Here is a 24,723-nt window from a genome sequence, read left to right as displayed (position 1 = left end):
ACCACTGTCAATCTCTGGTCTGTCTTTCGTGCTTTTTTGTCAGAGTACTGTCCTTTCTATAGGTACCATTTTAGTCTTTTCTCTGACCTAAATCTCTGATAGAGTGAGTCCTTCTGGGTGGTTCACAATGAACCGCCCCTGGGTCCAGCAAATGGGCGCAAATCTCCCTTGGCGGAAGATTTTGAAATTCCCTTTGATTCTCAGAGAGTGGTTTGTACTGCATTTTGGTACAAACCACTCTCTCTTTTATTTCACGGTATAAAGATTGGAAGTGCTGCTCCCGTTTGCTCTTTGGCGGGAAGCCTTTTTCAGGTATCCGTGCTGCTCCAGATCGTGAAGCGCCCGCTTGACCGTGGAGCGGGACAGCTTCATGTCCGAGGCAATGGTCTTGATGCCCGGCCAGCACTTTCCATCGGCATCCGAGCGGTCACGCAGGTACATATAGACCGCCATTGCTCTGGAGGGTAGCTCGGTGTCGGCGTAAATCGTTCCGAAGTAACTCATCGTTCCTCCTCTCCGAATGTCTTCATCTGTTTTCCTCTTTTTACGGCTCTCTCCTGAGCCGGAGTGTGGGCGATTCCACCCCGGCTGGATACCGCATAGCCGCGGCTTTCATCCATCTCCTCCGGTTCACTGAGCTGCGGAAGATTCCGCTCCAGATCCACCCGGTTGGCATAGGCCACTGCTCGGTTGGCTCTCTCCGGCACCACATACGGCTCTCCGAAGGTAATGCCCCAATTCAGGAAAAGCTGGAGCTGGGTCCGCATAGGATGTGTGCCGGTTTTCATGACGATGAAGCTGCCCTTGGGAATGGATTTCAGCTCGTCGGGCGTCAGCAGGGCGCGCTCCATCATCTGCAGGCTCTGGCTGGGATCGTTCCTGCCCCGGCTCACCGAGCCGGAGAGGACGGTGCGGCTGCCCAGGGCTTTGGACAGCACTTCGGCGGTCTGGCTGTTGGGTGCAAAGCCGCCGAAGATGGTGTCCTGGCAGTTGTCCTGAATGATCTCGCAGCCCTCTTTCCCGTAGTTTTTTTCGAGCTGCGCTAAGGACTGGATGATCGGCACGAGCGTTAACCGGCGAGAGCGTCCAGCGGAGAAAAGGGGCAGTATATCAAACGGGGGCATGGTGCCGAATTCGTCACAGAAAAGCACCACCCGGTTCTTCAGCTTGCCGCCGTTCTCATCGGCCACAGCGAACAGCTCCCGGCTCAGGTTCTGGATCATGAGACCGGCCATGAAGTTCTTGGTTGTGTCTTCTTCCGGCAGGATCAGGAAGATGGCAGACTTCTCCGAAGCAAACTTCTCAGCGTCAATGGCGCTGTCAAAGCAAAGGATCTGTTCCAGCTCGCTGTCCAGGAACGCATTCAAACGGGACAGCACGGTGGACATGACGGAGGCCATGGCCTGCTCGGCGCTGTTGAGGGCGGCGCCGGCAAACCACCGCGCCTTATGATCAGGCGGCAGTTTTGCCATCAGGAGCTGGAAGTGGCTCTTTCCCTTGACCCGGCTGGGTTCCAGCAGATCCTGTACCAGCTTAAACACGGAGACGATATGCCGGCGCTCCTGGGGGTGGTCTTTATCGGGCGGCAGGAACTCGGCCAGCATCAGGATGACCGAGGTGAGCAGACCTTCCGCCGCATCGTAGAAAAAAGCGTTCTGGCCGCGGTTGCTGTCATCACCGTCCGGGTTGACGATGGTCTTGGACAGGATTTTGGCGTATTTCTCGGCCTTGGCGCGGGCCGCAAGATTGTTCGGGTCATTCCGGGCAATGTCCATATACCGGTTGACCAGCGTCAGCAGATTGTTTCCGTCTGAGCGGGTGGGATTTCGCAGGTCGATAACTGATACATGGTACCCATAGCGTTCTTTGGCAATGGTTCCGTAGTTTCGGGCCAGGTCGCCCTTGCTGTCCAGCGCCAGCCAGCTCATGCCGCTGGCGCAGGCGTACTCCAAATTCGGATAGAGAAAATAGGCGGTCTTGCCGATACCGGAAGCGCCGATCATGAGGCAGTGGATATCGTCGCTGTCCACCAGAGCGGTGAGCTCGCCCTTCTTGCCCTTGCATCCCAGTACCAGCCCCTGCTCCGTGGGCAGGTTCTGGCCGCTGCGCCATTTCTTCACCTCGAAGGGGACATGGGCATAGGTCTGCCGGATCTCTTTGGCTGTGGCCCATCTCGCGGTGCCGTGCTGGCCGTCGCCGACCGTTTTGGATTTGATCCCGCTCAGAGTGTAGTAGTGGGACAAGGCGGCCAGACAGCCGATGACCAGAAACATCAGCCCGCCGGCGGCCAACAAAATCAGGACTTGGTGTGGCATGGTTAACCCCTTTCAGGGCACACCACTTCCTGCTCGGTTCCATACTTCTGAATACGCACATCACTCTTGTTACGGCCTACTTCGGGCGAACAGGAAGTGGTGTGCGTTGTTGTTATTTACTGCATGACTTGTGCGTAGGACGGTTCCTCAGCGGTCAGATCATCATTCCAATCCTTGTGTGCGGGAATGAGCCTTTCCACCGTGTACCTCTCTGCCAGCTGTTCCTTCATGCGCCGGCTGGCCAGGTGGCCAGCCTCGTCATTGTCGAGGCAGAGCAGGACCGTATTGATTTGCGGCTGCCGCTCCAGCAGCTTCAGCACCGGCTGAACGGAGGTGCCGCAGCAGGCCACATAGCTGTGGCTCTGCCAGCCCTCCGGATGGAGCGTGATGTAGGAGAGCATATCGATGGGAGCTTCGAACACATAGAGGCTTTCATCTCTGCCGATGTGGTGGAAGCTGTGGCGGGGATCGCAGCCCTCCACATTGAGCCGGAAGGCTTTGCCGAAGCTGTTGGCGCTGCGCTTGTGGGCATGGCGGGGGACGCCATCTTCATCCGTACCCACGAAAACCGCATTGTGGTAATCGGCGTCTTCATACAGCAGCTTCTCTCTGGCAAAGTGCGCCACAACACTCCGGTCGATATTCCGGTGCTTGACCAGATAGGCATAGACCCGGCGCATATTGGAATTGGCCGGCGGAAGGACAAAGGGTTTGGGCGGCTCCTCAACCCGTTCTTCGGCAGAAGGATAAACCGTTCGCAGCTCGCCCCCCAGAAGCATGGTCACCGCCTCCGGATAGCTGAGGTGATAAAACCGCTGCACGAAGCTGACGGCGTGGCCGCCCCGCTCCTCGGCATGATCGTACCACTCGTTGCCGCGGATGGTGACACTATGGTCACGGGCCAGCCGTTTCTCTCTGCCGGAGGCAAGGAGCTTTTCGCCCCGGCAGCGGAGGAACTCCTCCAGATCAACGGAGGCGGCTCGCTGCTTCTGTTCTTCCGTGAAATGAATGTAGGTCGACATAGGCTCCTCCTGTTACATGGTCTGCTGATAGGATACCTGCTCCTCATGATCATCCGCCTTGTGGCCCATGGCCATCCGCTTTTCCGTCAGCCGCTTGCGCCGTTTGGAATCAATGCGAATCCCTGCCGGATTGCGAGGCGGCATGGAATTGTCCCGGAAGATCCGGCTCATGTGATGGAGCAGCTTGGTTGCCGCCAGCATGACGGACGGATCTCGGAACTGGTCAAAGCGGTCAAGGAAGAATTGAGCATACGCATTGCCCTGGGCAGCGGAGCGGGTGAACCAATCCCTGGCCTGCTCCCGATCCTGTTCCACATCCCGGCCCAGGAGATACAGCTTGCCCAGTGTGTACTGAGCAAACGGGTTTCCTTGTCTGGCGGCGGCAGTCAGGTACTCCAGAGCTTTTCTCACATCCTTCTTTACGGACTCACCGGTGAGACAGAGCTTCCCAAGGCGGTATTGGGCAAACGGATTCCCATGCCCGGCGGCCTTGTCCAGCCAGCGCACCGCCTCATCGGTGCGCTTTTGAGAGAGCAGGAGCTTCCCGAGTGCGTATGCCGAAAAGTCATTTCCGGCCTCTGCGGATAAGCGAAACCAACGCTCCGCTTTTTCATGATCCCGCATGGTGGAGAGGTCATCCCGATAAAACTTGCCGAGCTGATGCGCCGCCACCGTGTATCCATCCGCCCAGAGCTGCTCCAGCGCTCGGACAGCTTCGGCGTGTTCCTCGTCCAGCGCATAGACATCCCGCAGGATTGTTTTGGCGGCACGATAGCGTCGAGCCTGTTCATATACGCTGCTGGATCGCTGCTCCTCATGTGCCGCCTCCGGCTCCGGCTCATCTTGCATCTTCTCATCTTCAAAAGTCGGGAGGCCGAGGCGGATGTTCTCGGCCTCCCGGATGATATCGTTTTTGATCCGGCGGAACTCTTTCTGCTGAGAGAGCGGGAGATGCTCCCGCGGTGTACGGCTGCCATAGCACTCGTTCAGCTCATCCCGGATCTGATTCCAGGTTTCATAGCACTTTGCTACTTCCGGCTGCCGGGCCAGCTCGTCCACGATGGTGTCCACCAATGCTTTGAGCGGTTTCTTCAGATAGCCATACTGCTTTTTCCCGGTGGTGGTTTCCAGCGCCTGCACCAGCTGGCGCATCTGCTTCTCGATGACAGGGTTGTCGCAGAGCTGATGCTCCATCTTCTGAATCAGCTCCCGCATGGTATCCTGCGACGCTTCGATCAGTTCTTTATAGGCAACATCCTTCCGCTCGTAGATCTGGATCATCTCATCCCGGAAGATGGTGTTGGTCAGCTTGGAGCGCATGGCCGCAATGCCTTCCCTGGTCAGGAAGCCCTCCTTCGGATCGTCTGACCAGACCATCATGTGGATGTGGGGGTGATGCCCCTCATTGTGGAAGGCCGCATACCAGTGGAAGTGATCAGCCGGTATCTTCATGGCCTTGGCCAGATCCTGTGCGTGCATCATGAGCAGGCCGCGCCATGCGTCCGCATTGTCGTACCCCAGCCGGGCAGCATCCTCACGGCGCAGGGAGTAGATGATGGTCCACACATTTCCGTCATGGGCTTCCAGCTCAGACATGGCTGCGTCGAGGTCTACTGCGGCGGCGGAGTTGAACAGGCCATGGGCCCCGCGGCGCTCCACACGGGGGCGGGTGGCAATGTAGGACATATATCCGCTCTCTGAATTTATCTCATGGAGGTTTGCATCCAGCGCCATGGTGATGAAAGCTGATGCGGTACCAAGGGTAGGTGCCTTGCGGTAATCCTCATACTCGAACAGCTCCACGGCATCAGGGAAATCATGCAGGAGCTTTTGGATCAGCTCCTGCTGGCCCTTGGTGACGGGACCATTTCCGGTCAGCTTCTCCACACCCTCGCGGGTGGCGATGTACTTCATGTACCCGCCGGCCTTTTCGGATTTGATGTAGCCGCTTTTCTGTACGAGTTTCGCCATGGGTTACACCGACCTCTGGAAGTCCAGGGCGTCCTTGAACGAGATGCGTCCGTTGGTGCGCTTCATATCCCGAATGGCGCGTCCCCGCAGGCGCTGGTATTCGCCTTCGTCGATGTCGGTGTCGTAGGCGATGATCTGCCCCAGCACATTGAGATCCACGCCCTGCTTGAACAGGAGCGAGCCCATGCGTCCGGCGAAATTGTCCAGGGTGCCGGTGAGCATGGCGGAGAGTGCTTCGGGCAGGAAGCCGCCGGCGTTCTTCGTGTTCAGATAGCCGATGTAAAACCGGAGCGCATTCTCCACGAATTCGCTCCGGCTGGCGCAGTTGTCGAGGCGCAGGTAGATGTCTACCTTCTCGTCCAGATCCTCAGAGATCCAGAACCCCTTCTTCGTTTTTCTGCTTTCGGACTTCAGTAAAACCACTCCTTTTTTCGTCAAGTCCCCGCTGCGAAAAGCCGGAAACTGCCCGCACTGCGGGCAGAAGTGGGAGAGCCGGGGGCGGCATTGTCCCCGGCTCTTTCTCCTGCTTTGCTTTCGTCAGCTTCCCGCTCCCTTGGAAAGCGGCCCAAATCCCGCCTGTTTCCCTCTGGAGGGGTACACGGTCGACTGGCCGCTGAAAGCCGCACACAGCGGCTCACAGGGGGCAACGGGGGCTACATCTGCATCTCTGGGAGTTCCTGGCTCTGCTCCGCCAGATAGTCTGCATTGCACTCCTCCAGACTCTGGCCCCAGTGCTCCTGACAGTAGGTGTTCATCTTGGGGAGGAGCAAAGCCTGCTCCTCGGCGCTGAGCCGGTACTTGAATGCCTCCTCGTCGCCGTTGCCACGCTGCAGATACACCTCCAGCGTGTCACAGACGCGACGGGCATCCAGATCGTAGTTGGCATAGATGTTCAGCCAGTCGTCATTCTCGGAGGTGCAGACATCAGTTCCGAACACTTGATCCGCATTGAACGATACTTCCATGTAGAACTCCAGCAGGTTGTCGTTCTGAATAATGTCCTCGGCGAAGGAGATGTCCTCGGCGCAGAGCCGCCGGCTGCCGGTGAGGTATTCCGGTTCCGGCTCCTGGTTGAGCGCCCTCTCCTCCAGACGGTCCAGGAAGATCCGCCACCTTTCATCCGGCGCGGCGTTTCCTTTCTTCATGGCGAAGTAGGCGGCGGTGCTTACATCCCGGATTCTGAACCGCTTCCAGCCATCCATGATGCTGACGGCTTCCATATCGCCGCTGTCGAGGTCGATGTCGTAGGCACCCACCACCCGGCCGGTGTTGTCCAGCCGCTCCGACACGTAGGAGTTGAACGCCTCCTGAGAGATTCGCTGGGTGTGCAGCAGCGTTTCGACAAAGCGGTGGGGCGCCTCGTCGGGCGGCTTGCGGATGTAGCTGCGCAGCCGTCGGGCGGTCGAGAGCAGCTCAAGTTTTTCCTCGGCCAGAATATAATCGGAGCTGCCGTTCTCCGTGACATGAAAGACGGCGAACCGCCGTGCGGCCTCCCGAGCCTCCTCCTCCGCCTGCTGCTCTGCCCAGAGCTCATGGCTGATGCGCTCGTACTCCCGCTGAGGAAGCTGGTTGCACATTTCATCAAGGATATTCTCCAGATGCTCCTCCAGCGTTTCCCCCTTCAGTTGTTTGCTCAGAGCGTCGTACCACCGCTCGTCGAGCCAGAGTGTGATCTCACGGCCCCTCATTGCATTCCTCCCATTTCCGGCCCACACTGCTTCATCTCAGGGTACTCGGTCAGGAGGTGCCACACGCCGTTTGCGTAGTTGGCGCTGTTGACCGTCTGACTGAGAAGATCGTCGGCAGAGAGCGACATCGTGATACCGGGCACGCCGGGATGCGCCGCAGCACTTTGGCCGCTCATCAGTCCTTCCGCCTGGGCTGCGGTCAGAGGCACAAAGCCGCACGGAGTCATCAGGGAAAAGACGCCGCCAACATGGGTGGCCAGGAAATCACGAACCGTGCGTGGGCCTGCGTCATCAGTCAGATCCTCCCGAAGTGTCCAGACGCAGTGGAGCAGCTCCTCACCATGGGAGGCATCCAGACCATTCTCCGCAATCCAGCGGTCTGCCAGCTCATCCAGCGGCTCGTCCAGCCCCAGCAGAAATCTGGCGTCCTCCTCATTGATGGCGTCCTCGATATTGTCGTGGATCAACCGTGCGGCGGTGATCTCCTCAGCGGCATCGATCAGCTGAGAGGGATCGGCCGCCATCCACTGCTTGACCCGGCGCTCATAGTCGGCGCTGATCCGCTTCTTCAGCTCCTTCTTGTAATCCATGGCGATCTCATCTTTGTTCACTGGATCACCTCCGGTTCCTGGTCAGGCTTCGGTGCGGCGGCTCTCGGGCTGCGCCGGGGCTTGCTCGGAGCGGCGGCGCTTACATCGCTCTCATCGATATACTCCCGCACAGGGGCGGGCACATATTTTTCATAGAGCTTCACCAGCGCATCCGTCATCTCACGATCCAGGTCAAGCTCCTTCTTGCCCATATAGCGTTTGAGCGCAGAGAGCTTCTCCTCGTCGAAGGTGATGGTCAGGTTCACTTGCTTCATTGGCACTTCCTTTCTCAGTCATAGTTGATGTATTCGATCTGCAGCCAGTGGGTCCAGCCCCGACCCTCCAGCTTTGTTTTCACCACACCTTTTTTGGTATTCATAGCTTCAATCACATAACCGTCACCGATGTACACGCCGATGTGGCCGTCATGCCAGACAGCGAGGCCGGGGATATCCGGCATGGTGTCGATGGTTCCGGATACTGAGGCGTTATAGTACATCTGGTTGGCACCAAGATCCGGCATCCCGTTGGTCCCATACTCAATGGTCATGGTGTCGGGATTGAGCCATCCGTACCCTTTGATCAGGCCCACGCAGTCTGTGGTTCTGCCGCCCAGCCAGTTGGCACGGATGAAGTCCGCATAGCTGCCGACGCCATCAGGGTACTGCTCCAGCTTGTAGGCGAAGAGCGAATCGGTGAGGACACTGCCGTATGTTCCCCAGACATAGCCCCAGCCGGACTCCCAGGCGTGGATGGCGTAGGTCACAAGGTCTGCGGCGTTCTTGGTGGTGGGATCGGTGAAGGCGGAGATGTCCAGCTCTATGCTGCTCCCATCCCCTCTGAGATACTCGCCGCTGTAGCTGCCGCCCCCGGCGCTCCCTGCGATCATAGTATAGATATGGTCGATGTTGCTCTTGTCATCTTCCGTGATCTCTCTGCCCAGATGGGTTTCCAGATTGGCGTAGGCCTGGGTCAGAGAGACAGGCACCGCGACGGTGTATTCTTCTTCCTCTGTACTTGTGGTCCCGTCCTCCAGGGTCACTTCCACGGTTCGGGTTCGGGTTTCAGTAGTGTAGAAGCACCCCACGAAGCTGTTCGCCGCCCGTGTGGACGGGGCGTCGTCCCCAAAGCAGAGGACATAAAAAACAGCCTTGACTCTGATCGGGTCAAGGCTGTTGCCGCTGTCCATCTGCCCATTGGCAGAGGACACCGCCGAATCCAGAAGAGAAAAGGCCGAGCGCATTTCCTCGATGTGATATCGGAACTCCGCCGGAACTTCTGCGGAGAATTCCGCTCCGTAGAAGCATGCCTCCACCGAATAGTTGTTATGCTCCGCCCCGCCGGAGCCAATGGCGCAGAGCAGGGTGATCAAAAGGATGACTGGTGAAAAGACTGCCACCAGAATCCAGCCCACACCTTTCCGGGCCTTTTCGTTGGTAAGCAGCATGGCGGCGGCCTTGGCCACCGCGGCAGCAGAAACAGCCATCAGCGACCACCTGCCGTTCCGAAGAGTTTTTCCTTGTAGGCCGGGGCGTGAACCTCCAGCAGGTATCGTTCATTGCCGCACTTGTACAGGCAGACGCCGCGCTGGGGGAACTTGATGAGATTGTATTCCGACTCCTCCAGCTGGAGCATATCCATGTAGGACCGCTTGTCGATGGAGCCGGCGTTGAACAGAAGCTGGTGAGGCGGGATGCTGAACAGGGGCTTGGTCATCTCGCGGACGCCCTCCTGGTCTGTGTTTTTATGATGAACACAAAGAAAATGGAGATTGTAAGAATGGAAGGAGGTGTGACGAAGTAATCGGTACAGACCTCCTTCCGTCTGGATATGTGAAGACGATCAAAATGGAGGTTATTACATTGCATCAACTGAAAAGGTATGGCGTTTCCGAACGCTTTTTAGCAGAAGCTACTTTATATCCGAAAGAGATACTGGCCAGAGTGACCGCCCAATACCGGGGAAAGTATAAGATCGTGACCGAGCAGGCGGAACTGCTGGCGGAGGTATCCGGCAAACTTCGGTATGAGACAGAGGAACTGGCCCAATACCCCAATGTTGGCGACTATGTCATGGTGACGGTGGAGTGTGGACTGGCGGTCATCCACCGGGTGCTGCGGAGACGAAGCCTGTTTGTCCGAAGAGCAGTTGGCGTGTCCGGTCAGGCTCAGCCTGTGGCATCCAATGTGGATGTGGTCTTTTTGTGCATGTCCCTCAACCAGAATTTCAGCCTGAACCGTATGGAGCGGTATTTATCCATTGCGTGGGACAGTGGGGCAACGCCGGTCATTGTATTGACCAAGGCGGATTTGTGTGAGGACATTGCACAGGCGGTTTCTCAGGTGGAGGCCATCTCCTGTTTTTCGGATATTCTGACGCTGTCCATGTTTGATGAGGATATCCGCGACAAATTTGCGCCCTATTTTGCCAAAGGACAGACCTGTACGTTTATCGGCTCCTCCGGTGTGGGAAAATCCACCCTCATTAACTGCCTGCTGGGCGCGCAGGCTATTTCCACTCAGGAGATCGGCAAGGGAGACAAAGGACGGCACACCACCACCGGGCGAGAAATGTTTCCCTGCCCGTTAGGCGGCGTGGTGATCGACACACCCGGTATGCGGGAGATGGGGGCTGAGAGCGCGGACCTCTCCCATGCCTTTGGGGAGATCGAGGACTTGGCCCAACATTGCAGGTTTCGGGACTGCACCCATACCAACGAACCGGGGTGTGCTGTCCTGGCAGCGGTGGAACAGGGACGGTTGGATCAGAGACGGCTGGACAGCTATCGCAAACTGGAGCATGAGAGCGGTTATGACGGACTGAGCAGCAAGGAAGTTGAGGTCAAAAAGGCGGAGCGTATGTTCAGGGAAGTGGGCGGCATAAAGCAGGCCCGGCGGTTTGCTAAAGAACACAATCAGCGCAAGCATGGCAAATTCCCCGGCGGAGAGATGTAAGGAGGACAAACGTATGAAGCAAGAGAATATCATCATCCGCCGGGAAACGCAGATAGACCACGCTGCCGTAGAACATTTGACCCGGGAAGCCTTTTGGAATGTGTACCGCCCTGGCTGCCTGGAGCACTATGTGGTCCATGTGCTGCGTGAGGATCCGGACTTTGTACCGGAGCTGGACCTGGTCATGGAACGGGACGGGGAGCTCATAGGCCATGTGCTATATATGCGGGCTAAGATCGTGGCCGACGACGGCCGGGAGATCCCCATGATGACCTTTGGCCCCATAAGCATCCGGCCCGACCTGCAGCGGCAAGGCCTGGGCAAGTATCTGCTGGACTATTCCATGGAGTTGGCCGAGGAACTGGGTGCCGGGGCTCTGTGCATTGAGGGCAACATCGACTTCTACGGGAAGTCCGGCTTTGTGGTGGCTGGGACGAAAGGCATCCGCTACCACGGGGAACCGGAACAGGAGATTGTCCCCTATGTTCTGCTAAAAGAACTCCAGCCCGGTTTTCTGGACGGTATCACTGGCGTCTACCACACGCCAAAGGGCTACTATGTGGACGAGTCCGCGGCGGAGGAATTTGATTGCAGCTTCCCACCCAAGGAAAAATTGAAGCTGCCAGGGCAGCTGTTTTGAGGGAAGAAGCCCCTCAAATTCTGCGCCGTAGAAAACAAAAAAGGCGGGCACTCCCTCTCGGGAGTGCCCGCCAAGTGGTCAAAGCAGAAATCCGTCTGTGGTATTTCTGTGGTCAAATGAGAAATCGCCGCAGTTTTCACTGCGGCGATTTCCAGTTTTGGTGGACCTGATCGGATTCGAACCGACGACCCCCACAATGCGAATGTGATGCGCTCCCAACTGCGCTACAGGCCCATATTGACAATTTTTCAATCAAAAAAGTTATGAAAAACGGATTTTTGAGATATTCAATTTTGAGGGGTAAGTCCAGAAAATCGGACTACTAAATTGGAAGGGAACCCGAGCCGTGGGATGAGGTTTCATATGGATGCGAATGTAGTGCGCTCGCAAAGTGGCAAGTTTTCTGCCCACGGACTGCGGTGTATGGTCTGATGAAAATACTGGGCGAGCAGTAATAAAAATGGCGCCCCGGTTCTGATCGTTCCGATAGGTCTCTCTGGAAGATACAACAGGCTCCGACGAGGCATCCCTGCTTCTGAACTATGTTTTGACCTGTATGCAACAGCGGTGTACCTGATCCGCTTTCGGGCAAGGGAGATCCTGGTGCATAATGGCCGCGGAGGTCTGGCGGATATGGTCGCATTCAGTTCATACTTGATACCGCGGAGGGTCTGGTCCCCACCCTGGAGCAGGAAAACTCTCAGCAGAGCATCCTGCTCCGCGCACAGTTGTAAGACGAAGTTCTGCCGGATGACAGGACCGCCATGTGTCCTTTTCAGCCTCGCGGGAAGATTCTCACCATTGCTGCAGGCGGCATTTCATCACGAAATCGAAGAAGAAAAGGGTTTGCCGCGAGAATTTTACATATCCCTTCTTTCGGATTTTACAACGGTGAGACTATACTAAATTAAATTGGAAGAACCCCCCGTTCCCTGTCCAAAATAAAATCCGCAGGAGGAAGCAATATGAGAAAAATAAGACGGCCGGCGGTCATTGTCCTGGCCCTGGCACTCCAACTGGGCGCTGTGGTACCCGCGGCCGCGGCGAGCACCAGCCCAACCGCCGGGTATGAAAACGGCAACACCCCCTTGAACCTGACTCAAATTGCCCGGTACACATCCGGCCAATTCAATGTGGACGGCGGTGTTATGGAGATCGTGGCCTATAGCCAGGCCAACGGCTTCGCCTACGCCATCAACGGTCAAAGCGGCCTGCTGGCAGCTATCCCCCTGAATAACCTTACCGCCGGTACCGGCGTGGTCCAGCTCAGCGGCACGGATATCGATGTCAAAGCCCTGGTGGAGGCGGCAGACAGCTCCTTCTGCTACGGGGACATGACATCGGTGGCTGTCTCCCCGGACAAAACCACCTTGGCTGCTGCCCTTCAGGCAGAGGGGTACAACGATGCCGGCCGGGTGGCTCTCTTTACCTGCAATGGGGATGGCTCTCTGACCCTGAAGGGGCTGGTAGAGACGGGCGTGCAGCCGGATATGGTGACCTTTGCCGACAACAACACCGTCCTCACCGCCAACGAGGGCGAGCCCCGGGAGGGCTACGGGGAGGGGATCGCCGACCCCAGGGGCTCGGTCACCGTAGTGAACGTATCCGCCCTCACCAGTGAAGTGGTGGGCTTTGACACCTTCGATGCCCAGCGGGACACGCTGGCCGCTTCCGGTGTGGTGCTGAAGAAAGGCGTGGCCCCCTCCACCGACCTGGAACCGGAGTATATCGCAGTCTCCGGCAGCAAGGCCTATGTTACCCTCCAGGAGAACAACGCCATTGCTGTACTGGACCTGGCCTCCCGGACCTTTGACGGGATCTACTCCGCAGGCTTTGAGGACTATAGCGTCACCCCCGTCGACGTGGACAAGAAGGACGACGCCTATGCACCCAAGACCTATGGCAGCCTGATGGGTATTCGGATGCCCGACGCCATCGCCGCCTTCCAGGCGGACGGCCGCACCTACCTGGTCACCGCCAATGAAGGCGACGCCCGGGAGTGGGGCGACGAGGATCTTGGCACCTTCTACCTCAATGAGGACGAGCGGGACTTCGGCGATGAGGGCGCCGCCTCTCCCACTGGGGCCATCACAGCAGAGAACTCGGACCTCACCGGTAAAGTGGTCTTCTTCAAGTCCGAGGACTTTGACGGACTGGACAGCAGTAAGGACTACCTCTTCGGCGGCCGCACCTTCACCATCTACGAGGTCCGCGCAGACGGCATCACCGAGGTTTTCACCAGCGGAGATGACTTTGAGGCCCTCACTGCCCAGTATCTCCCTGACTACTACAACTGTTCCAACGACAACGCCGTTCTGGACGACCGCTCCGGTAAAAAGGGCTCGGAGGCCGAGAGTGTCACCGTGGGAACGGTGGATGGCCGCACCTATGCCTTCGTCGCTCTGGAGCGTACCGGCGGACTCATGGTCTATGATGTGACAGAGCCCACTGCCGCTCAGTATGTGAACTACATCAACACCCGTGATTTCTCCTCCGTGGTGGAGGGCTCCCAGGAGTACGAGGACGGAGAGCTGGACAAGTGGGTTACCGGAGGCGACGTGGCTCCCGAAGGCCTGCTGTTCCTGAGCGATTCTGCCAGCCCCACCGGCAAGGCACTGCTGCTGGCTGCCTGCGAGGTGTCCGGCACCGTGGCCGTCTACCAGGTGGGCGGCGAGGCGCTCTCTGTCCTGCCCTTCACCGACGTGGAGGAACAGGACGCTCAGGCAGTCCGCTATGTCTATGAAAACGGCCTGATGTCCGGCATCAGCGGGGATCGGTTCGACCCCAACGGAACACTGACCCGGAGCCAGGCAGTTGCGGCCCTGTGGGAACTGGAGGAGCGTCCGTCGGTGAACTATCTGATGAACTTTTCTGATGTGGACCCGGCGGCCAGCTATGGCGAGGCCGTCCGCTGGGCTGTGTCTGATGGAATCGCAGGCGGCTACGGCGGCGGTCTGTTTGGCCCAGACGATCCCATCACCCGGGAGCAGTTGGCTGTCATGCTCTACCGCTACGCTCAGTACAAGGATTATGACACCAACCAGAACGGCATGGCTATTGGAGCATTTGACGACTTCGCCCAGATCTCTGACTACGCAGTAGAGGCCATGACCTGGGCGGTAGAGGCTGGCGTGCTCACCGAAACTGCTGCGGATACCCTGGCCCCCGGCCAGACCGCTACCCGGGCACAGACTGCCCAGGCTCTGCTGGTACTGTCCCAAATGGCAGGCTGAGGAAAAAGCATAAAAACCGAGGCAGGAGGGAATCTTGTATCCCTCAGCCTCGGTTTTTTGTATCATAGGCCAGTTCCGCAGATTGGTGCGCCAGCGGAAGATTCCTCCTGTCCGGGTGAAGCGGCCCAAGCATGCTGTCCCCCCTTCCAGACAAACTTCCCCATGCCGTCTCTTTACATAGATTTGACATAAACTTGACACTGAGGTGGTCGCACGCCCGCCACACAGTTGCTAAACTTTACAATAGTTTTTTCTGCCCTTTGAAAATTCTGCTATGACCCCGAAAATCCGGCATCGGCTTCGTATCCTTCTGCTGGAGGGGGATGGAGGGATAGCAATGGTGCGCACAGAGCACGACATCGCGGCCCAGGTGCAGGCGGCCAAGACAGATTCGGAGGCGGCGGACGCCCTGATCCGTCAGTACATGGGATTCATCCGCTCGGAGACGGTAAAGTTTATCCACACCGCCCCGGAAAACGGACACGAGGACGAGCTGAGCATCGCCATGTTGGCCTTTTACGAGGCGGTGCTGGCCTACGAAAAGAACCGGGGCGCCTTCCTGCCCTACGCCGCCCGGGCAATCAAGAACCGGCTCATCGACCACTGCCGGACGGAGAAGCGCCGCGGCAATGTGATTTCCCTCCACACCCCCCTGGGCGGGGAGGAGGACGGCGGCGAACTGCTGGACACCATCCCGGATGGGGCGGACCACGCGGAGGAGTATGCGGTGCGCACTGCCGACCGGCAGGAGATCCAGGAGTTCTCGGAGAAGCTGGCCCGGTTCGGGCTGACCTTCTCCGATGTGGCGGACAACTGCCCCCGGCAGGAGCGGACCTTCGCCGCCTGCCGCCGGGTGCTGGACTTTGCCCGATCCCGCCCGGAACTGCTGAAGCGGGTGGAGGACACAGGCAAGCTGCCTATGAATGAACTGGCGGTGGGCTCCGGTACGGATAAAAAGACCATGGAGCGGCACCGGAAGTACCTGGTAGCCATCCTGCTGGCCTTTACCAACGGCTATGAGATCATCCGGGGACACCTGTGCCAGATCGCCCCGGCGAAGGGAGGGAGCATGAAATGAACTATCTGGTGATGGAAGTGCACCCGGCCTATGCGGTGGTACTGGATGAGGAAGGCCGGTTTCTGAAGGCCGCCAACCTCCGCTATCAGGTGGGGGACAGAGTGGAGAACATTGTGGAGCTGCGCAGGCCGCAGGAGAAACGGCCCGCCCTGTGGAAGCCCCTGTCCGGCTTGGCGGGCCTGGCCGCCTGCCTCTGCCTGGTGTTCTTCGGCTATTACCAGCCCAATTTCACTCCCTACGGCGCGCTGCGCATCCAAATTAACCCCGACGTGGAGCTCACCCTCAGCCGCACCGACCGGGTGCTGGAACTGGAGGGGCTCAACGATGACGGCCGGGTTTTGATCGAGGGCTATGACTATAACGGCAAGGACCGGAAGGACGTGACCGAGGAGCTGGTGGAGCGGGCCATTGACCTGGGCTACCTCTCCGGCGGGGAGACGGTGTCCATCACCGTCACCAGCTCCGACACCGATTGGCAGGCCCGGGAGGAGCAGGAGGCCCGGGAGGATCTGGAACAGCGGTACGGGGAGACCATCGTGATTCAGATCGGCGCCCCGTCAACCCAGCCGCCGGCCACCGAGGTGGTCATCCCGGTGACGCCGCCGGCCAGCAAACCGGATCCGGAGCCAACCCCCGGACCGGCAGTTCCCCCTGCTGACCAGGACGACACCGACTACGGTCCCGGCAGCGACGGGACGACCGGCTATCAGGACACCGATTACGGCCCGGAGGCGGACGGAATAACCGGCTATGAGCCTCCCGACGACGGGGCCTACAGTGACGGCGTCACCGATTATGAGGACCGGGACGACGAGCAGGATGATGACGATTCGGATGACGACGATCCGGCGAATGAGGAGCCGGATGATGACGACGATCCGGAGGATGACGTCCCGGATGACGACGATGACGGCTGGGATGATGACGGGGATGACCAGGATGAGGACGAGGACGATTGAGGCAAAAAATTTTTCTCCGCGACCCCGATTTTCAAGGCCGGCCGCCGTATCCTCCCTGTGTAAACAAAAGAAAGAAAAAAATCAGTTTAGTGACCCCGGTTTTTAAACTGCAGCTCCGTAATCTAAAATCAGAATATACAACACAGCTGTTATTTTTAAGGAGATGAATGAAATGAGAAAGAACTTCCACACCAAATTGTTGGGCCTGACCCTGACTGCCGCCCTGGCAATGACCGCCCTGAGTGCCTGCGGGAACAGCGCCGGAACGGCCTCCCTCCCCCAGACCTCCGGCCAGACCGCCTCGCTTCAGGAGGAGAACAGCGGCAGCATCGGCACCGTACTTCTGAGCGTGAATCCAGAGATCGAGATGGACTATGACGACGACGGCAACGTGGTGGCTCTGAACGCCCTGAACGATGACGGCCGTGCAGTGCTGGCCGGCTACACCGGCTATGAGGGGAAACCCTGTACCACCGTAGTGGGTGAGCTGGTGGATCAGATCCATGCCGGCGGCTACTTTGACGCCACCGTGGACGGCCATGAGAAGAACATCGTCCTGAAGCTGGAGCGGGGCTCCGCCTACCCCAACGACCAGTTCCTCAACCAGCTGGCCGAGGCGGTCCGGCTGGTGGTGGAGACCGACCAGATCGGCTCTCAGGCGGTGACCCTGGACCAGGACGACTACGACGACGCATACGGCGACAAGGGCTATATCAATGCCTCCGCCGCCCAGAGCATCCTCTCTACCCAGCTGGGCCGGGATGACCTCCAGTTTGTGGAGAAGGAATACGACCTGGACGACGGGGAGTACGAGGTGGAGTTCGTCCTGGACGGCGTGGAGTACGAGTATGAGGTAGACGCCTACACCGGCAAGGTCACGGAAATGGATGCGGAGTTCCAGGACTATGACGACACCGACTACGGTCCCGGCAGCGATGGAATCACCGATTACGGCGTGACTGATTACGACGACACCGACTACGGCCCCAACGCCGACGGCATCACCGACTACGACGACACCGACTACGGCCCCAACGCCGACGGCATCACCGACTATGACGACACGGATTACGGCCCCAACGCCGACGGCATCACCGACTATGACGACACGGATTACGGCCCCAACGCCGACGGCATCACCGACTATGACGACACGGACTACGGTCCCAACGCGGACGGCGTCACCGATTACGAGGACACCGACTACGATGACCGGGACGACTACGATGACGATGATGACGATGACGGCTGGGACGACTGAGCCCCTCCGTCTGCGCCACGAGCTCAAGCACCAGATCGCTCCCCAGGAGGATCTGGTGCTTACCCACCGGCTGAGGAAACTCTTTCCCCGGGACGGTCACGCCGGGGCGGACGGCTCCTACCGGGTGACCAGCCTGTATTTCGACACGCCCTACGACACCGCTCTCCGGGAAAAGCTGGACGGGGTGGACCGGCGGGAGAAATTCCGCCTGCGGTACTACGGAGCCAGCCCCGCATTCCTCAAGCTGGAAAAAAAGTACAAGGTAAACGGACTGTGCGGCAAGCGTTCCGCCCGTCTGACCCTGCAGGAGGCGGAGCGGCTGCTGGCCGGAGAGGACGCCTTCCTTCTGGAGCGGGGGGAGCCGCTGCTGGCTGAGCTGTACCACAAGCTGCGGGGCACGCTGCTGCGGCCCAGGACGGTGGTGTGCTACGACCGGGAGGCCTTCCTGTACGCCCCCGGAAACGTCCGGGTGACCCTGGACCGAAACCTGCGTACCTGCGGGGACAGTGCCGGCTTCCTCTCCCCCGCCGGGTTTCCCCTCAAACCGCTGGACGGGGTGACCGTGCTGGAGGTCAAGTACGACGCATTTCTTCCCGACCTGGTGCGCCTGGCGGTCCAGACGCCGGACCGGCGGGCAGGGGCCTGTTCAAAATACGCCCTGTGCCGACGGTTTGACTAAATCAATACAGAAAAGGAGCGGCCTGCCCATGAACACCTTTCAGGATATCTTCAAATCCAGCTTTTTGGAACGGCTGGACGCAGTCTCCCTGCTGGACTCCGCCATCGCCCTGACGCTGGCCCTTTGCCTGGGCCTGTTCATTTTCCTGGTCTATAAAACCTGTTATGCCGGCGTCATGTACGCCCCCAGCTTTGGAGTGACCCTCATTGCCCTCACCCTGATTACCACCCTGCTGATTCTGGCGGTGACCAGCAACATCGTCCTCTCCCTGGGCATGGTGGGTGCCCTGTCCATTGTCCGCTTCCGCACCGCCATCAAAGAGCCCATGGACATCGCCTTCCTGTTCTGGTCCATCGCGGCGGGCATCGTGCTGGCGGCGGGGCTCATTCCCCTGGCGGTGGCAGGCAGTCTCTTTGTGGGCATTGTGCTGCTGGTGTTCTCCCGGCAGAAGAACGGGGAGTCCCCCTACATCCTGGTGGTCCACTGCACCGATCAGGATGTGGAGGGACAGGTGCGGGCCCTGGTGGAGGCGCGGGTGCGGCGGCTGAATCTGAAGAGCAAGAGTGTCTCGCCCGGCCAGATCGAGCTGAACTATGAGGTGCGCCTGCGGGAGGCTGACACGGCGTTTGTCAATGAGCTGGGGACCATGGAGGGTGTGGGAAACGTGGTGCTGGTCTCCTACAACGGGGACTACATGGGGTGATGCCATGATCCGCCACCGGTACATCAATTTTATCTGCGCCGCGGTGGCTCTGCTGGCCCTGGCCCTCACCGGCCTGCTCTGCTTCGGGGAGGCCCTGGGCCTTCCGGCTGCCAGCTCCGCGCCGGGGTACGCCTATCGGCTCTTTGACAACGGCCGCGTCCATACGGTGGATCTCCGGGTGGAGGATTGGGGGCAGTTTGTGGCGGAGGCACCGGCGGAGGTCTATGTCCCCTGCACCGCAGTCATCGACGGGGAGGAATTTTACCAGGTGGGTCTGCGGGCCAAGGGCAACAACTCCCTCCGGCTGACGGAGGAGTACGGCCTGTCCCGGTACAGCCTGAAGCTGGAATTCGACCACTATGTGGACGGCGGCAATTACTACGGCCTGGACAAATTTTCTCTGGACGCCTCCTTTCAGGACAACAGCTATCTCAAGACCTACCTGGTCTATGACATGATGGCCTTCATGGAGGTGCCCGCGCCCCTGTGCAGCTATACCTGGGTGACGGTGAACGGCCAGCCCTGGGGGCTGTTCCTGGCCATTGAGGAGCCGGAGGAGGCCTTTGCCCGGCGGAACTTTGGGCCGGACCACGGCCAGCTCTACAAGCCGGACTACCGCTCCCTCCGGGCGGAAAACGCCGACGTGGCTCTGAGGTATATCGGCGATGACCCCGGGAGCTACCCCAACCTCTTTGACAACGCCAAGTTTGACGTGGATGGGGCGGACCAGGCGCGGCTCATTGAGGCCCTGCGGGTACTGTCCACGGGGGAAAACCTGGAGACGGCGGTGAATGTGGACCAGGTGCTGCGGTATTTTACCGTCCAGGTGTTCGTCATGAACTGGGACAGCTATCTGGGCCACACCGGGCACAACTACTTTCTCTATGAGGAGGATGGGATGCTCTCCATCCTGCCCTGGGACTACAACCTGGCCTTCGGCACCTATGCCCTGGGGATGACCGATCCCATCCGGGACCCCAATGTGCTCCTCAACTGGCCGGTGAACACCCCCGCACGGGGTGAGGTCATGCTGGAGCGGCCCCTGTATCACAACCTGATGAAAAACGACGACTATTTTGCCCGCTACCACGCCTATTTCCGCCAGCTGCTCTCGGAGTACTTCCAGAGCGGCCGGTATGAGGCGGTCATCCGGCAGACCCAGGCCATGATCGCCCCCTATGTGGAGGCGGACCCCACCGCCTTCTGCTCCTATGAGGACCACCTGCTGGCGGTGGACACCCTGCTGGAGGTGTGCCGCCTGCGCTGGGAGAGCATCCGGGGGCAGCTGGAGGGGCGCTATCCCATCACCATGTCCCAGCAGGCGGAGCATCCCGGCGCCGGGGTGGATGCCTCCCATTTGGATCTGCGGGCGCTGGGTGATTTTGACGACCTGGAGGCCGCCAAGGGACGGCAGGACAGGGCCATGGCGATAGCAAACACAAGAAGGAGACGGCTCATATTGTCAGCTGCTCGGTAAATAATTGCTTGGGTTTTCGATAAGAAGCTGGATAAAGATTCTAATCCCGGCAAGTATGATACATCGGCAACTGGTCATGTTTTTGTCGGTAAAGGTCCGATGAAGGCGGCAATTTGTGAATTGTCGGAGAAATTAGGGATTTGTGCAGCCCCGGAACAGCTACAATTTGTGATGAAATTCCGCTATCACTATGAGGATCGCTGCGAGAAGGAAAGGGGATTGAAGCTGTTTTTTGACATCATTGATATCCCGTATTTGATAAATATCGCGTGCTGATTTCAGTGTTCCGAATTCGAAATATAGTGACACGATGGGCATCTCATTTGCCCCAAAGGGGATTGTTACACTGGATGAGAGGCTGTTAGAAGCTCTGTTCAACTGTATCGAATATGTCGTGATGCATGAGTTCTGCCACTTCGTTCACCCAAATCATTCTAAGCAGTTCTATGCGTTCTTAACGATGCTGATGCCGGACTGGAAACAGAGGAAAGAGACCCTGGATAAAAGCGCAACTTTCTGGTTGTAAAATATCCGCAAAGAACTGGCTATTTTCCTTAACCTGTGCTATTGTGTCTTGCTACAAGGAGGCGGGGCACATGAACGAAACTTTGAGATTGCTGTACGACAAATTCTACACCCCTCTGCCTATGGTGGAATCCGAACAGGAAGTTGAGACCTGCCACCGGCAGCTCATTGAGCGGTTGGACAAGCCGGAGCGTAAACTGGTGCTGCAGATCATCGACGCCCAGAACCTGATGATAGAGCAACGCTCCGTGGACAGCTTTATCTGCGGATTCCGTCTGGCGTGGGAAATGGCATACGAACTGAATCACTTTGAGATAGACAGGCATCCATCTTCGGAAGAAAAGGCGGAGATGGATGCCTGATTCTATCCCTACTGAATGGCAAGGGTGCCGCCCAACCGATACCGACACAGTCCAAAGCCAGTTTCGGAGCGCTCCAGAATGATCTCCGGGATCTGTTTCAGATACTTCCGCCCAAAGCTGGTGGTTCCGAAGTACGCGTCGAAGTTGGCCACCGGAAGCACCACCCAGTCGGAATCCTCCGGCTTGTTGGCGAGGTAGTAGGACACCATCGTCTCCACCATCTCCACGGGAACCCCCTTGGGCGTGAGCGCGCGGAGTTGTTCTACTAATTCAGGCGGCAGTGACCGCTCCTCATCCCGAAGCGGCCCCAGCTCCAGCGCCTGGGCCAGAAAACTATCAAACCGCAGGCCCCACTGTCCCTTAGTGGTGGGGGCGAACAGGGGGATCTGCATCTGAATCACCTTGTCCCGCCAGGCCCGGTCAAAGCCTTTCTCAATGGCAGCACACTTTTTCTGGGCGCTGCTGGATACCCGTTCGGGATTTTCCCGCACAAAATCCACCACCCGATGCACATGTCTATGGAACCACCCGCTGCCGTTTTTATCCGCAAGGCCGGGAAACTCCCCATGGAGTTTTCCAAAATCACTGCCGAACTGCCACGCCTCCCGGGGCGTGGCGTTTTTGTTGTCCGGCACACTGCACCAAGCACACAGGCCCCGCTTGGCATAGTCGATGCGCTCCCGGGGCGCTTCGGCGGGGCTGCCATCCTCGTTATGAAACAGAAACCCTCTCGCCAGGATGGTCAATACCCGGTTGAGCCCCTCAAAGTCCAGAATGGTGTCGAAGGTGAACCGGCCCAGGTAGGTGGTGTCCTGCTTGTTCCGAGCGGTGTAGTTTACCGCACCGGTGTATGCCTGAAATTCCTTCCACTCATTCAGCATGGTCCACCTCCAGAACATGTTCCTCAATGTGGTCCGGCAGCAGATCCCACAGCAGGCTTCGCTTACCCAGAGCCACCACATAGGGCACCGCCAGGCTGGGCCAGACGATTTTGTCCAGCAGCTTGCGGCAGACCTTGGACACCACGGCCCGCTCGTTGCCGCTGAAGGGGGCAGACAGATAGGCCTCCATCATCTTCTGGAAGGCCGGGGAGTCCGCCGGGCGGCGGAACTGCTTTCGTTCCCGGGCCGTCTCCAGATCGTCGATGTCACAGACCAGATCTCCCAGCAGACGGAACCCGCCGTGGCGGAAATCGGTCAGAAGATCATAGTAGTCTACCGCCTCCGGTAGATGCTCCCGCAGAAATGTTTCTCTCTGTCCTTCTGCCATCAGGTGCCACTGCTGGTCTACGATGGCCTTTCGCAGAGCGGCGATACGCTCCGGGGAGAGCTGCTGGAAGAAGGCATACAGTTCGTCGCTGTCGTAGACTTCTTCCTGTCCCCTGGCGTAGAGGATGCGGTCGATGTCCGTTTTCCGCTGCTGTCCCTTGGCGGGGGCGCGGCAGGCCCGGATGCGGGAGAGGCAGTGCTCGTAGTCCCACAGCAAGGCAGAAACAGAAGAAAGTGTTTTCTCATCCAGCTGCTTCTTCCAACTTCGCTCCTGGGCGAAAGCGAACAACTCGCTGTCCTTTGCCGGTTTCTCCTGAACCTTGGGCGTGTTGCGCTCCAGCTGGCGGGCCAGCCAGGGCAGACGCTCCACCGGGGAGTCCACCTGGTCCCAGTCGATCCCGGCAAAGAAGGTCTCCAGCCGCTCACGGTGGGTGGGCTCATACCAAGCGCGGCGGCGCTCCTCCGCGCGCTCCAACAGATATTTGTACTGGAGGAAAGGAGTGCGCTTCACCTTCCACCCACCCAGAAATTCATCCAGGTTGGGCCGCACACCGGTCTTGGCCGCGTCGATCTCCAGTCCGCTGTAGATAGCCAGGGCCTCTAAGTCCCGGCGGCACCGCTTGCGCTCCTCCGGATCGGCGTGGTCGTTGTAGGCGATGACGCTGCGGTCCAGGGCGGCATTGCAGATCTGTCCGATGCGGGCAGCAAAGGTGTTCTCCACCGTCTGAAACCGGGCCTGCCAGTCGTTAGCGTCGGACTTGGGCGCGGACAAGGATGGAATTTTCAGCAGGGGCAGGTTGGCGTTATTGGAGAGCTGCTGATGGACATCGTAGTCATAATTCCGCTTCACACATCGGTTCAGGATGGGATCGGCAATGGTCTTGATAAGGTCGCCGTCGTAGTCCGCGCCGCCCAGCCGCTCCGCCGCCAAACTGTCAGCAGACACCATGACCACATCGGTGAGGTGGCCCAGGTAGTGCTGGCGCAGTTCGTCGCCCTCTGGATACACCGACAGCTGCAATTCCTCGTTCCGGGCAATGTGGGGATTGCGCAGCAGAGTACAGCTGTCCTCATGGTCATAGGCTGCGCCGGGAGCAAAGAAGCTGTCCTCCGCGAAGAAATCTCCCATCACCTGATTGCAGAAGTCCCGCTCACCGGGCAACTGGAATACACGGGGCGCGATCAACTGCCGCAGCAGTTCCAGCAGATCACCGGAGAGGAACCGGTTGTCCCCTGGTACCAGCAACCGCCCAACGGCATATCCTCGGAGGATCTTTCGGGCCTGTCCGTCCAGCTGTTCCGCATAGATTGGTTCCCGGATAAATTTCGGGTTCTTCTCCAGCACCCGGGCCATGATGTGCGCGTGGCTCCCCTTGGGTTGGTTCAGGCCCCGGCAAAAGTATTCCTGCTGATATGCTTCATTGGCACGAAAGTTATAGTAGGCCGTCTCGGTGGCCTTGGTCAGCCATTGCCGTGGATCATCCGCTGGACTGTGGTCCCAGCCCTCCGGCAGGTCGGCGGGGCGAAATTCCTCCGGCTGAATGGAGAGGGTGGAGAGAAATTGATAATTGAGTTCTACCAGTTTCTCTGGCTCCGTCTTACTCAGGTTGGTGATGTACAGGGCGTGGTTGTAGTCCCGAAAAGCATTCCAGTAGTCCTCCCAGGTCATATTGTTTTCCCGCAGCCAGCCGTAGGCCTTGAACTGACTGCGGGTGAGGATGATGTCCACACTGCGGACAGGGTGCGCCTTGCCCCAGATGTCCACGATGGTCTGGGTTCCGCTACGCTTCAAAAAGTCCTTGAAATCCACCTGATGGAGCATCCCCTTGATGTAGGGCATCCGAATCTGGAAGGAGGTGTGGGTGTGGCTGCCGCAGCAGGCCTTGTCCACGACCTCCGCGTACTCTTTGGAGATGAGGCACACGCCGTCAAAGCAGGTGATGTCCAGATCTTCCAGTGTATCTGCCCGGTAGAAGGTTCCCGGCTCTCTGCCTTCCC

Annotated in this window: 22 protein-coding genes, 1 tRNA gene and 1 pseudogene; 11 read left to right on the top strand and 13 right to left on the bottom strand. The window is 58.7% G+C overall.

Annotated elements, in window-relative coordinates; all coding sequences use genetic code 11:
- Positions 1-246: 246 nt before the first annotated feature.
- The 10 genes and pseudogenes from I2C21_RS16755 to I2C21_RS16710 form a co-directional block, all read right to left on the bottom strand.
- On the bottom strand, positions 247-504 hold the full coding sequence (locus tag I2C21_RS16755) for a helix-turn-helix domain-containing protein (RefSeq protein WP_193537420.1): 258 nt from the start codon (positions 502-504) through the stop codon (positions 247-249).
- Positions 501-2,315 carry a type IV secretory system conjugative DNA transfer family protein gene (locus tag I2C21_RS16750; protein WP_195279821.1) on the bottom strand — a complete coding sequence of 605 codons (1,815 nt, stop codon included), beginning with the start codon at positions 2,313-2,315 and terminating at the stop codon, positions 501-503. The genes I2C21_RS16755 and I2C21_RS16750 overlap by 4 nt, the downstream gene beginning before the upstream one ends.
- Before the next feature lie 116 nt (positions 2,316-2,431).
- Entirely contained in the window at positions 2,432-3,337 is a 906-nt protein-coding gene (locus I2C21_RS16745; RefSeq protein WP_195279820.1) for a DUF3991 and toprim domain-containing protein, read from the bottom strand.
- A 12-nt stretch (positions 3,338-3,349) separates the two neighbouring features.
- Positions 3,350-5,308: a MobP3 family relaxase gene (mobP3, locus tag I2C21_RS16740; RefSeq protein ID WP_195279819.1), complete on the bottom strand. Its 1,959-nt coding sequence runs from the start codon at positions 5,306-5,308 to the stop codon at positions 3,350-3,352.
- Between the two features lie 3 nt (positions 5,309-5,311).
- The gene (locus tag I2C21_RS16735) at positions 5,312-5,731 is read right to left on the bottom strand and encodes a hypothetical protein (RefSeq protein ID WP_195279818.1); all 420 of its coding nucleotides are present in this window, start codon (positions 5,729-5,731) and stop codon (positions 5,312-5,314) included.
- A 230-nt stretch (positions 5,732-5,961) separates the two neighbouring features.
- Complete coding sequence (locus tag I2C21_RS16730) at positions 5,962-6,996, bottom strand: hypothetical protein (RefSeq protein ID WP_195279817.1); 1,035 nt, start codon at positions 6,994-6,996, stop codon at positions 5,962-5,964.
- Positions 6,993-7,607: a hypothetical protein gene (locus I2C21_RS16725; RefSeq protein WP_087295553.1), complete on the bottom strand. Its 615-nt coding sequence runs from the start codon at positions 7,605-7,607 to the stop codon at positions 6,993-6,995. The genes I2C21_RS16730 and I2C21_RS16725 overlap by 4 nt, the downstream gene beginning before the upstream one ends.
- Entirely contained in the window at positions 7,604-7,861 is a 258-nt protein-coding gene (locus I2C21_RS16720; RefSeq protein WP_087295551.1) for a DUF6103 family protein, read from the bottom strand. Before I2C21_RS16720 ends, I2C21_RS16725 begins: the two co-directional genes overlap by 4 nt.
- Positions 7,862-7,875: 14 nt before the next feature.
- Positions 7,876-9,072, bottom strand: a complete 1,197-nt coding sequence (locus tag I2C21_RS16715) for a hypothetical protein (RefSeq protein WP_195279816.1) — start codon at positions 9,070-9,072, stop codon at positions 7,876-7,878.
- A pseudogene (locus I2C21_RS16710) lies at positions 9,072-9,323 on the bottom strand (type VI secretion protein); the annotation flags it as partial. The gene I2C21_RS16715 and the pseudogene I2C21_RS16710, both read right to left, overlap by 1 nt.
- Positions 9,324-9,529: 206 nt before the next feature.
- Between I2C21_RS16710 and rsgA the strand changes: the two are divergent.
- Both rsgA and I2C21_RS16700 read left to right on the top strand, forming a co-directional pair.
- Positions 9,530-10,540 carry a ribosome small subunit-dependent GTPase A gene (rsgA, locus tag I2C21_RS16705; RefSeq protein WP_452617933.1) on the top strand — a complete coding sequence of 337 codons (1,011 nt, stop codon included), beginning with the start codon at positions 9,530-9,532 and terminating at the stop codon, positions 10,538-10,540.
- Positions 10,541-10,553: 13 nt separating this feature from the next.
- Positions 10,554-11,180: a GNAT family N-acetyltransferase gene (locus tag I2C21_RS16700; RefSeq protein ID WP_186963332.1), complete on the top strand. Its 627-nt coding sequence runs from the start codon at positions 10,554-10,556 to the stop codon at positions 11,178-11,180.
- Positions 11,181-11,338: 158 nt separating this feature from the next.
- Here I2C21_RS16700 and I2C21_RS16695 read toward each other — a convergent pair.
- Positions 11,339-11,414, bottom strand: a tRNA-Ala gene (locus I2C21_RS16695).
- Positions 11,415-12,145: 731 nt separating this feature from the next.
- On the opposite strand from I2C21_RS16695, the gene I2C21_RS16690 reads away from it, so the two are divergent.
- From I2C21_RS16690 to I2C21_RS16650, 9 genes are all read left to right on the top strand, one after another.
- Positions 12,146-14,413, top strand: a complete 2,268-nt coding sequence (locus I2C21_RS16690; protein ID WP_193537433.1) for a choice-of-anchor I family protein — start codon at positions 12,146-12,148, stop codon at positions 14,411-14,413.
- A gap of 337 nt (positions 14,414-14,750) precedes the next feature.
- Positions 14,751-15,491: a sigma factor gene (locus I2C21_RS16685; RefSeq protein ID WP_195279815.1), complete on the top strand. Its 741-nt coding sequence runs from the start codon at positions 14,751-14,753 to the stop codon at positions 15,489-15,491.
- The gene (locus I2C21_RS16680; RefSeq protein ID WP_195279814.1) at positions 15,488-16,450 is read left to right on the top strand and encodes an anti-sigma-I factor RsgI family protein; all 963 of its coding nucleotides are present in this window, start codon (positions 15,488-15,490) and stop codon (positions 16,448-16,450) included. The genes I2C21_RS16685 and I2C21_RS16680 overlap by 4 nt, the downstream gene beginning before the upstream one ends.
- Positions 16,451-16,622: 172 nt before the next feature.
- The gene (locus I2C21_RS16675) at positions 16,623-17,711 is read left to right on the top strand and encodes a PepSY domain-containing protein (RefSeq protein WP_195279813.1); all 1,089 of its coding nucleotides are present in this window, start codon (positions 16,623-16,625) and stop codon (positions 17,709-17,711) included.
- Positions 17,677-18,390 (top strand): polyphosphate polymerase domain-containing protein, encoded by a 714-nt coding sequence (locus tag I2C21_RS16670; protein WP_286167343.1) that lies wholly within the window; start codon positions 17,677-17,679, stop codon positions 18,388-18,390. The genes I2C21_RS16675 and I2C21_RS16670 overlap by 35 nt, the downstream gene beginning before the upstream one ends.
- A gap of 28 nt (positions 18,391-18,418) precedes the next feature.
- Positions 18,419-19,093: a DUF4956 domain-containing protein gene (locus I2C21_RS16665; protein ID WP_193537440.1), complete on the top strand. Its 675-nt coding sequence runs from the start codon at positions 18,419-18,421 to the stop codon at positions 19,091-19,093.
- 4 nt (positions 19,094-19,097) lie between these two features.
- A complete protein-coding gene (locus I2C21_RS16660; RefSeq protein ID WP_195279812.1) occupies positions 19,098-20,570 on the top strand; it encodes a CotH kinase family protein in 1,473 nt (490 codons plus the stop codon).
- 310 nt (positions 20,571-20,880) lie between these two features.
- Positions 20,881-21,096 carry a M48 metallopeptidase family protein gene (locus I2C21_RS17870; protein WP_193537444.1) on the top strand — a complete coding sequence of 72 codons (216 nt, stop codon included), beginning with the start codon at positions 20,881-20,883 and terminating at the stop codon, positions 21,094-21,096.
- A 70-nt stretch (positions 21,097-21,166) separates the two neighbouring features.
- A complete protein-coding gene (locus I2C21_RS16650) occupies positions 21,167-21,457 on the top strand; it encodes a DUF6809 family protein (RefSeq protein WP_193537446.1) in 291 nt (96 codons plus the stop codon).
- A gap of 8 nt (positions 21,458-21,465) precedes the next feature.
- Here I2C21_RS16650 and I2C21_RS16645 read toward each other — a convergent pair whose 3' ends face one another.
- The gene (locus I2C21_RS16645; RefSeq protein WP_195279811.1) at positions 21,466-22,338 is read right to left on the bottom strand and encodes a hypothetical protein; all 873 of its coding nucleotides are present in this window, start codon (positions 22,336-22,338) and stop codon (positions 21,466-21,468) included.
- Positions 22,328-24,723, bottom strand: a 2,396-nt coding sequence (locus I2C21_RS16640; RefSeq protein WP_195279810.1) for an RNA dependent RNA polymerase, incomplete at its 5' end; no start/stop codon positions are given. The genes I2C21_RS16645 and I2C21_RS16640, both read right to left, overlap by 11 nt.

The sequence above is a fragment of the Clostridium sp. J1101437_171009_A5 genome, assembly GCF_015547905.1.
GTDB classification, from domain to species: Bacteria; Bacillota; Clostridia; order Oscillospirales; family Oscillospiraceae; genus Pseudoflavonifractor_A; species Pseudoflavonifractor_A gallinarum.
The sequence above is the reverse complement of the archived record's forward strand: the minus strand, read 5'-3'. Positions and strand labels throughout refer to the sequence as shown.

Coding starts and splice junctions, on each gene's coding strand:
- I2C21_RS17870 (WP_193537444.1), top strand. CDS start 20,881: ATGGGCATCTCATTTGCCCCAAAGGGGATTGTTACACTGGATGAGAGG.
- I2C21_RS16690 (WP_193537433.1), top strand. CDS start 12,146: ATGAGAAAAATAAGACGGCCGGCGGTCATTGTCCTGGCCCTGGCACTC.
- I2C21_RS16745 (WP_195279820.1), bottom strand. CDS start 3,337: ATGTCGACCTACATTCATTTCACGGAAGAACAGAAGCAGCGAGCCGCC.
- I2C21_RS16650 (WP_193537446.1), top strand. CDS start 21,167: ATGAACGAAACTTTGAGATTGCTGTACGACAAATTCTACACCCCTCTG.
- I2C21_RS16645 (WP_195279811.1), bottom strand. CDS start 22,338: ATGCTGAATGAGTGGAAGGAATTTCAGGCATACACCGGTGCGGTAAAC.
- mobP3 (WP_195279819.1), bottom strand. CDS start 5,308: ATGGCGAAACTCGTACAGAAAAGCGGCTACATCAAATCCGAAAAGGCC.
- I2C21_RS16755 (WP_193537420.1), bottom strand. CDS start 504: ATGAGTTACTTCGGAACGATTTACGCCGACACCGAGCTACCCTCCAGA.
- I2C21_RS16715 (WP_195279816.1), bottom strand. CDS start 9,072: ATGGCTGTTTCTGCTGCCGCGGTGGCCAAGGCCGCCGCCATGCTGCTT.
- I2C21_RS16730 (WP_195279817.1), bottom strand. CDS start 6,996: ATGAGGGGCCGTGAGATCACACTCTGGCTCGACGAGCGGTGGTACGAC.
- I2C21_RS16685 (WP_195279815.1), top strand. CDS start 14,751: ATGGTGCGCACAGAGCACGACATCGCGGCCCAGGTGCAGGCGGCCAAG.
- I2C21_RS16660 (WP_195279812.1), top strand. CDS start 19,098: ATGATCCGCCACCGGTACATCAATTTTATCTGCGCCGCGGTGGCTCTG.
- I2C21_RS16700 (WP_186963332.1), top strand. CDS start 10,554: ATGAAGCAAGAGAATATCATCATCCGCCGGGAAACGCAGATAGACCAC.
- I2C21_RS16665 (WP_193537440.1), top strand. CDS start 18,419: ATGAACACCTTTCAGGATATCTTCAAATCCAGCTTTTTGGAACGGCTG.
- I2C21_RS16720 (WP_087295551.1), bottom strand. CDS start 7,861: ATGAAGCAAGTGAACCTGACCATCACCTTCGACGAGGAGAAGCTCTCT.
- I2C21_RS16670 (WP_286167343.1), top strand. CDS start 17,677: ATGACGATGATGACGATGACGGCTGGGACGACTGAGCCCCTCCGTCTG.
- I2C21_RS16680 (WP_195279814.1), top strand. CDS start 15,488: ATGAACTATCTGGTGATGGAAGTGCACCCGGCCTATGCGGTGGTACTG.
- I2C21_RS16675 (WP_195279813.1), top strand. CDS start 16,623: ATGAGAAAGAACTTCCACACCAAATTGTTGGGCCTGACCCTGACTGCC.
- I2C21_RS16750 (WP_195279821.1), bottom strand. CDS start 2,315: ATGCCACACCAAGTCCTGATTTTGTTGGCCGCCGGCGGGCTGATGTTT.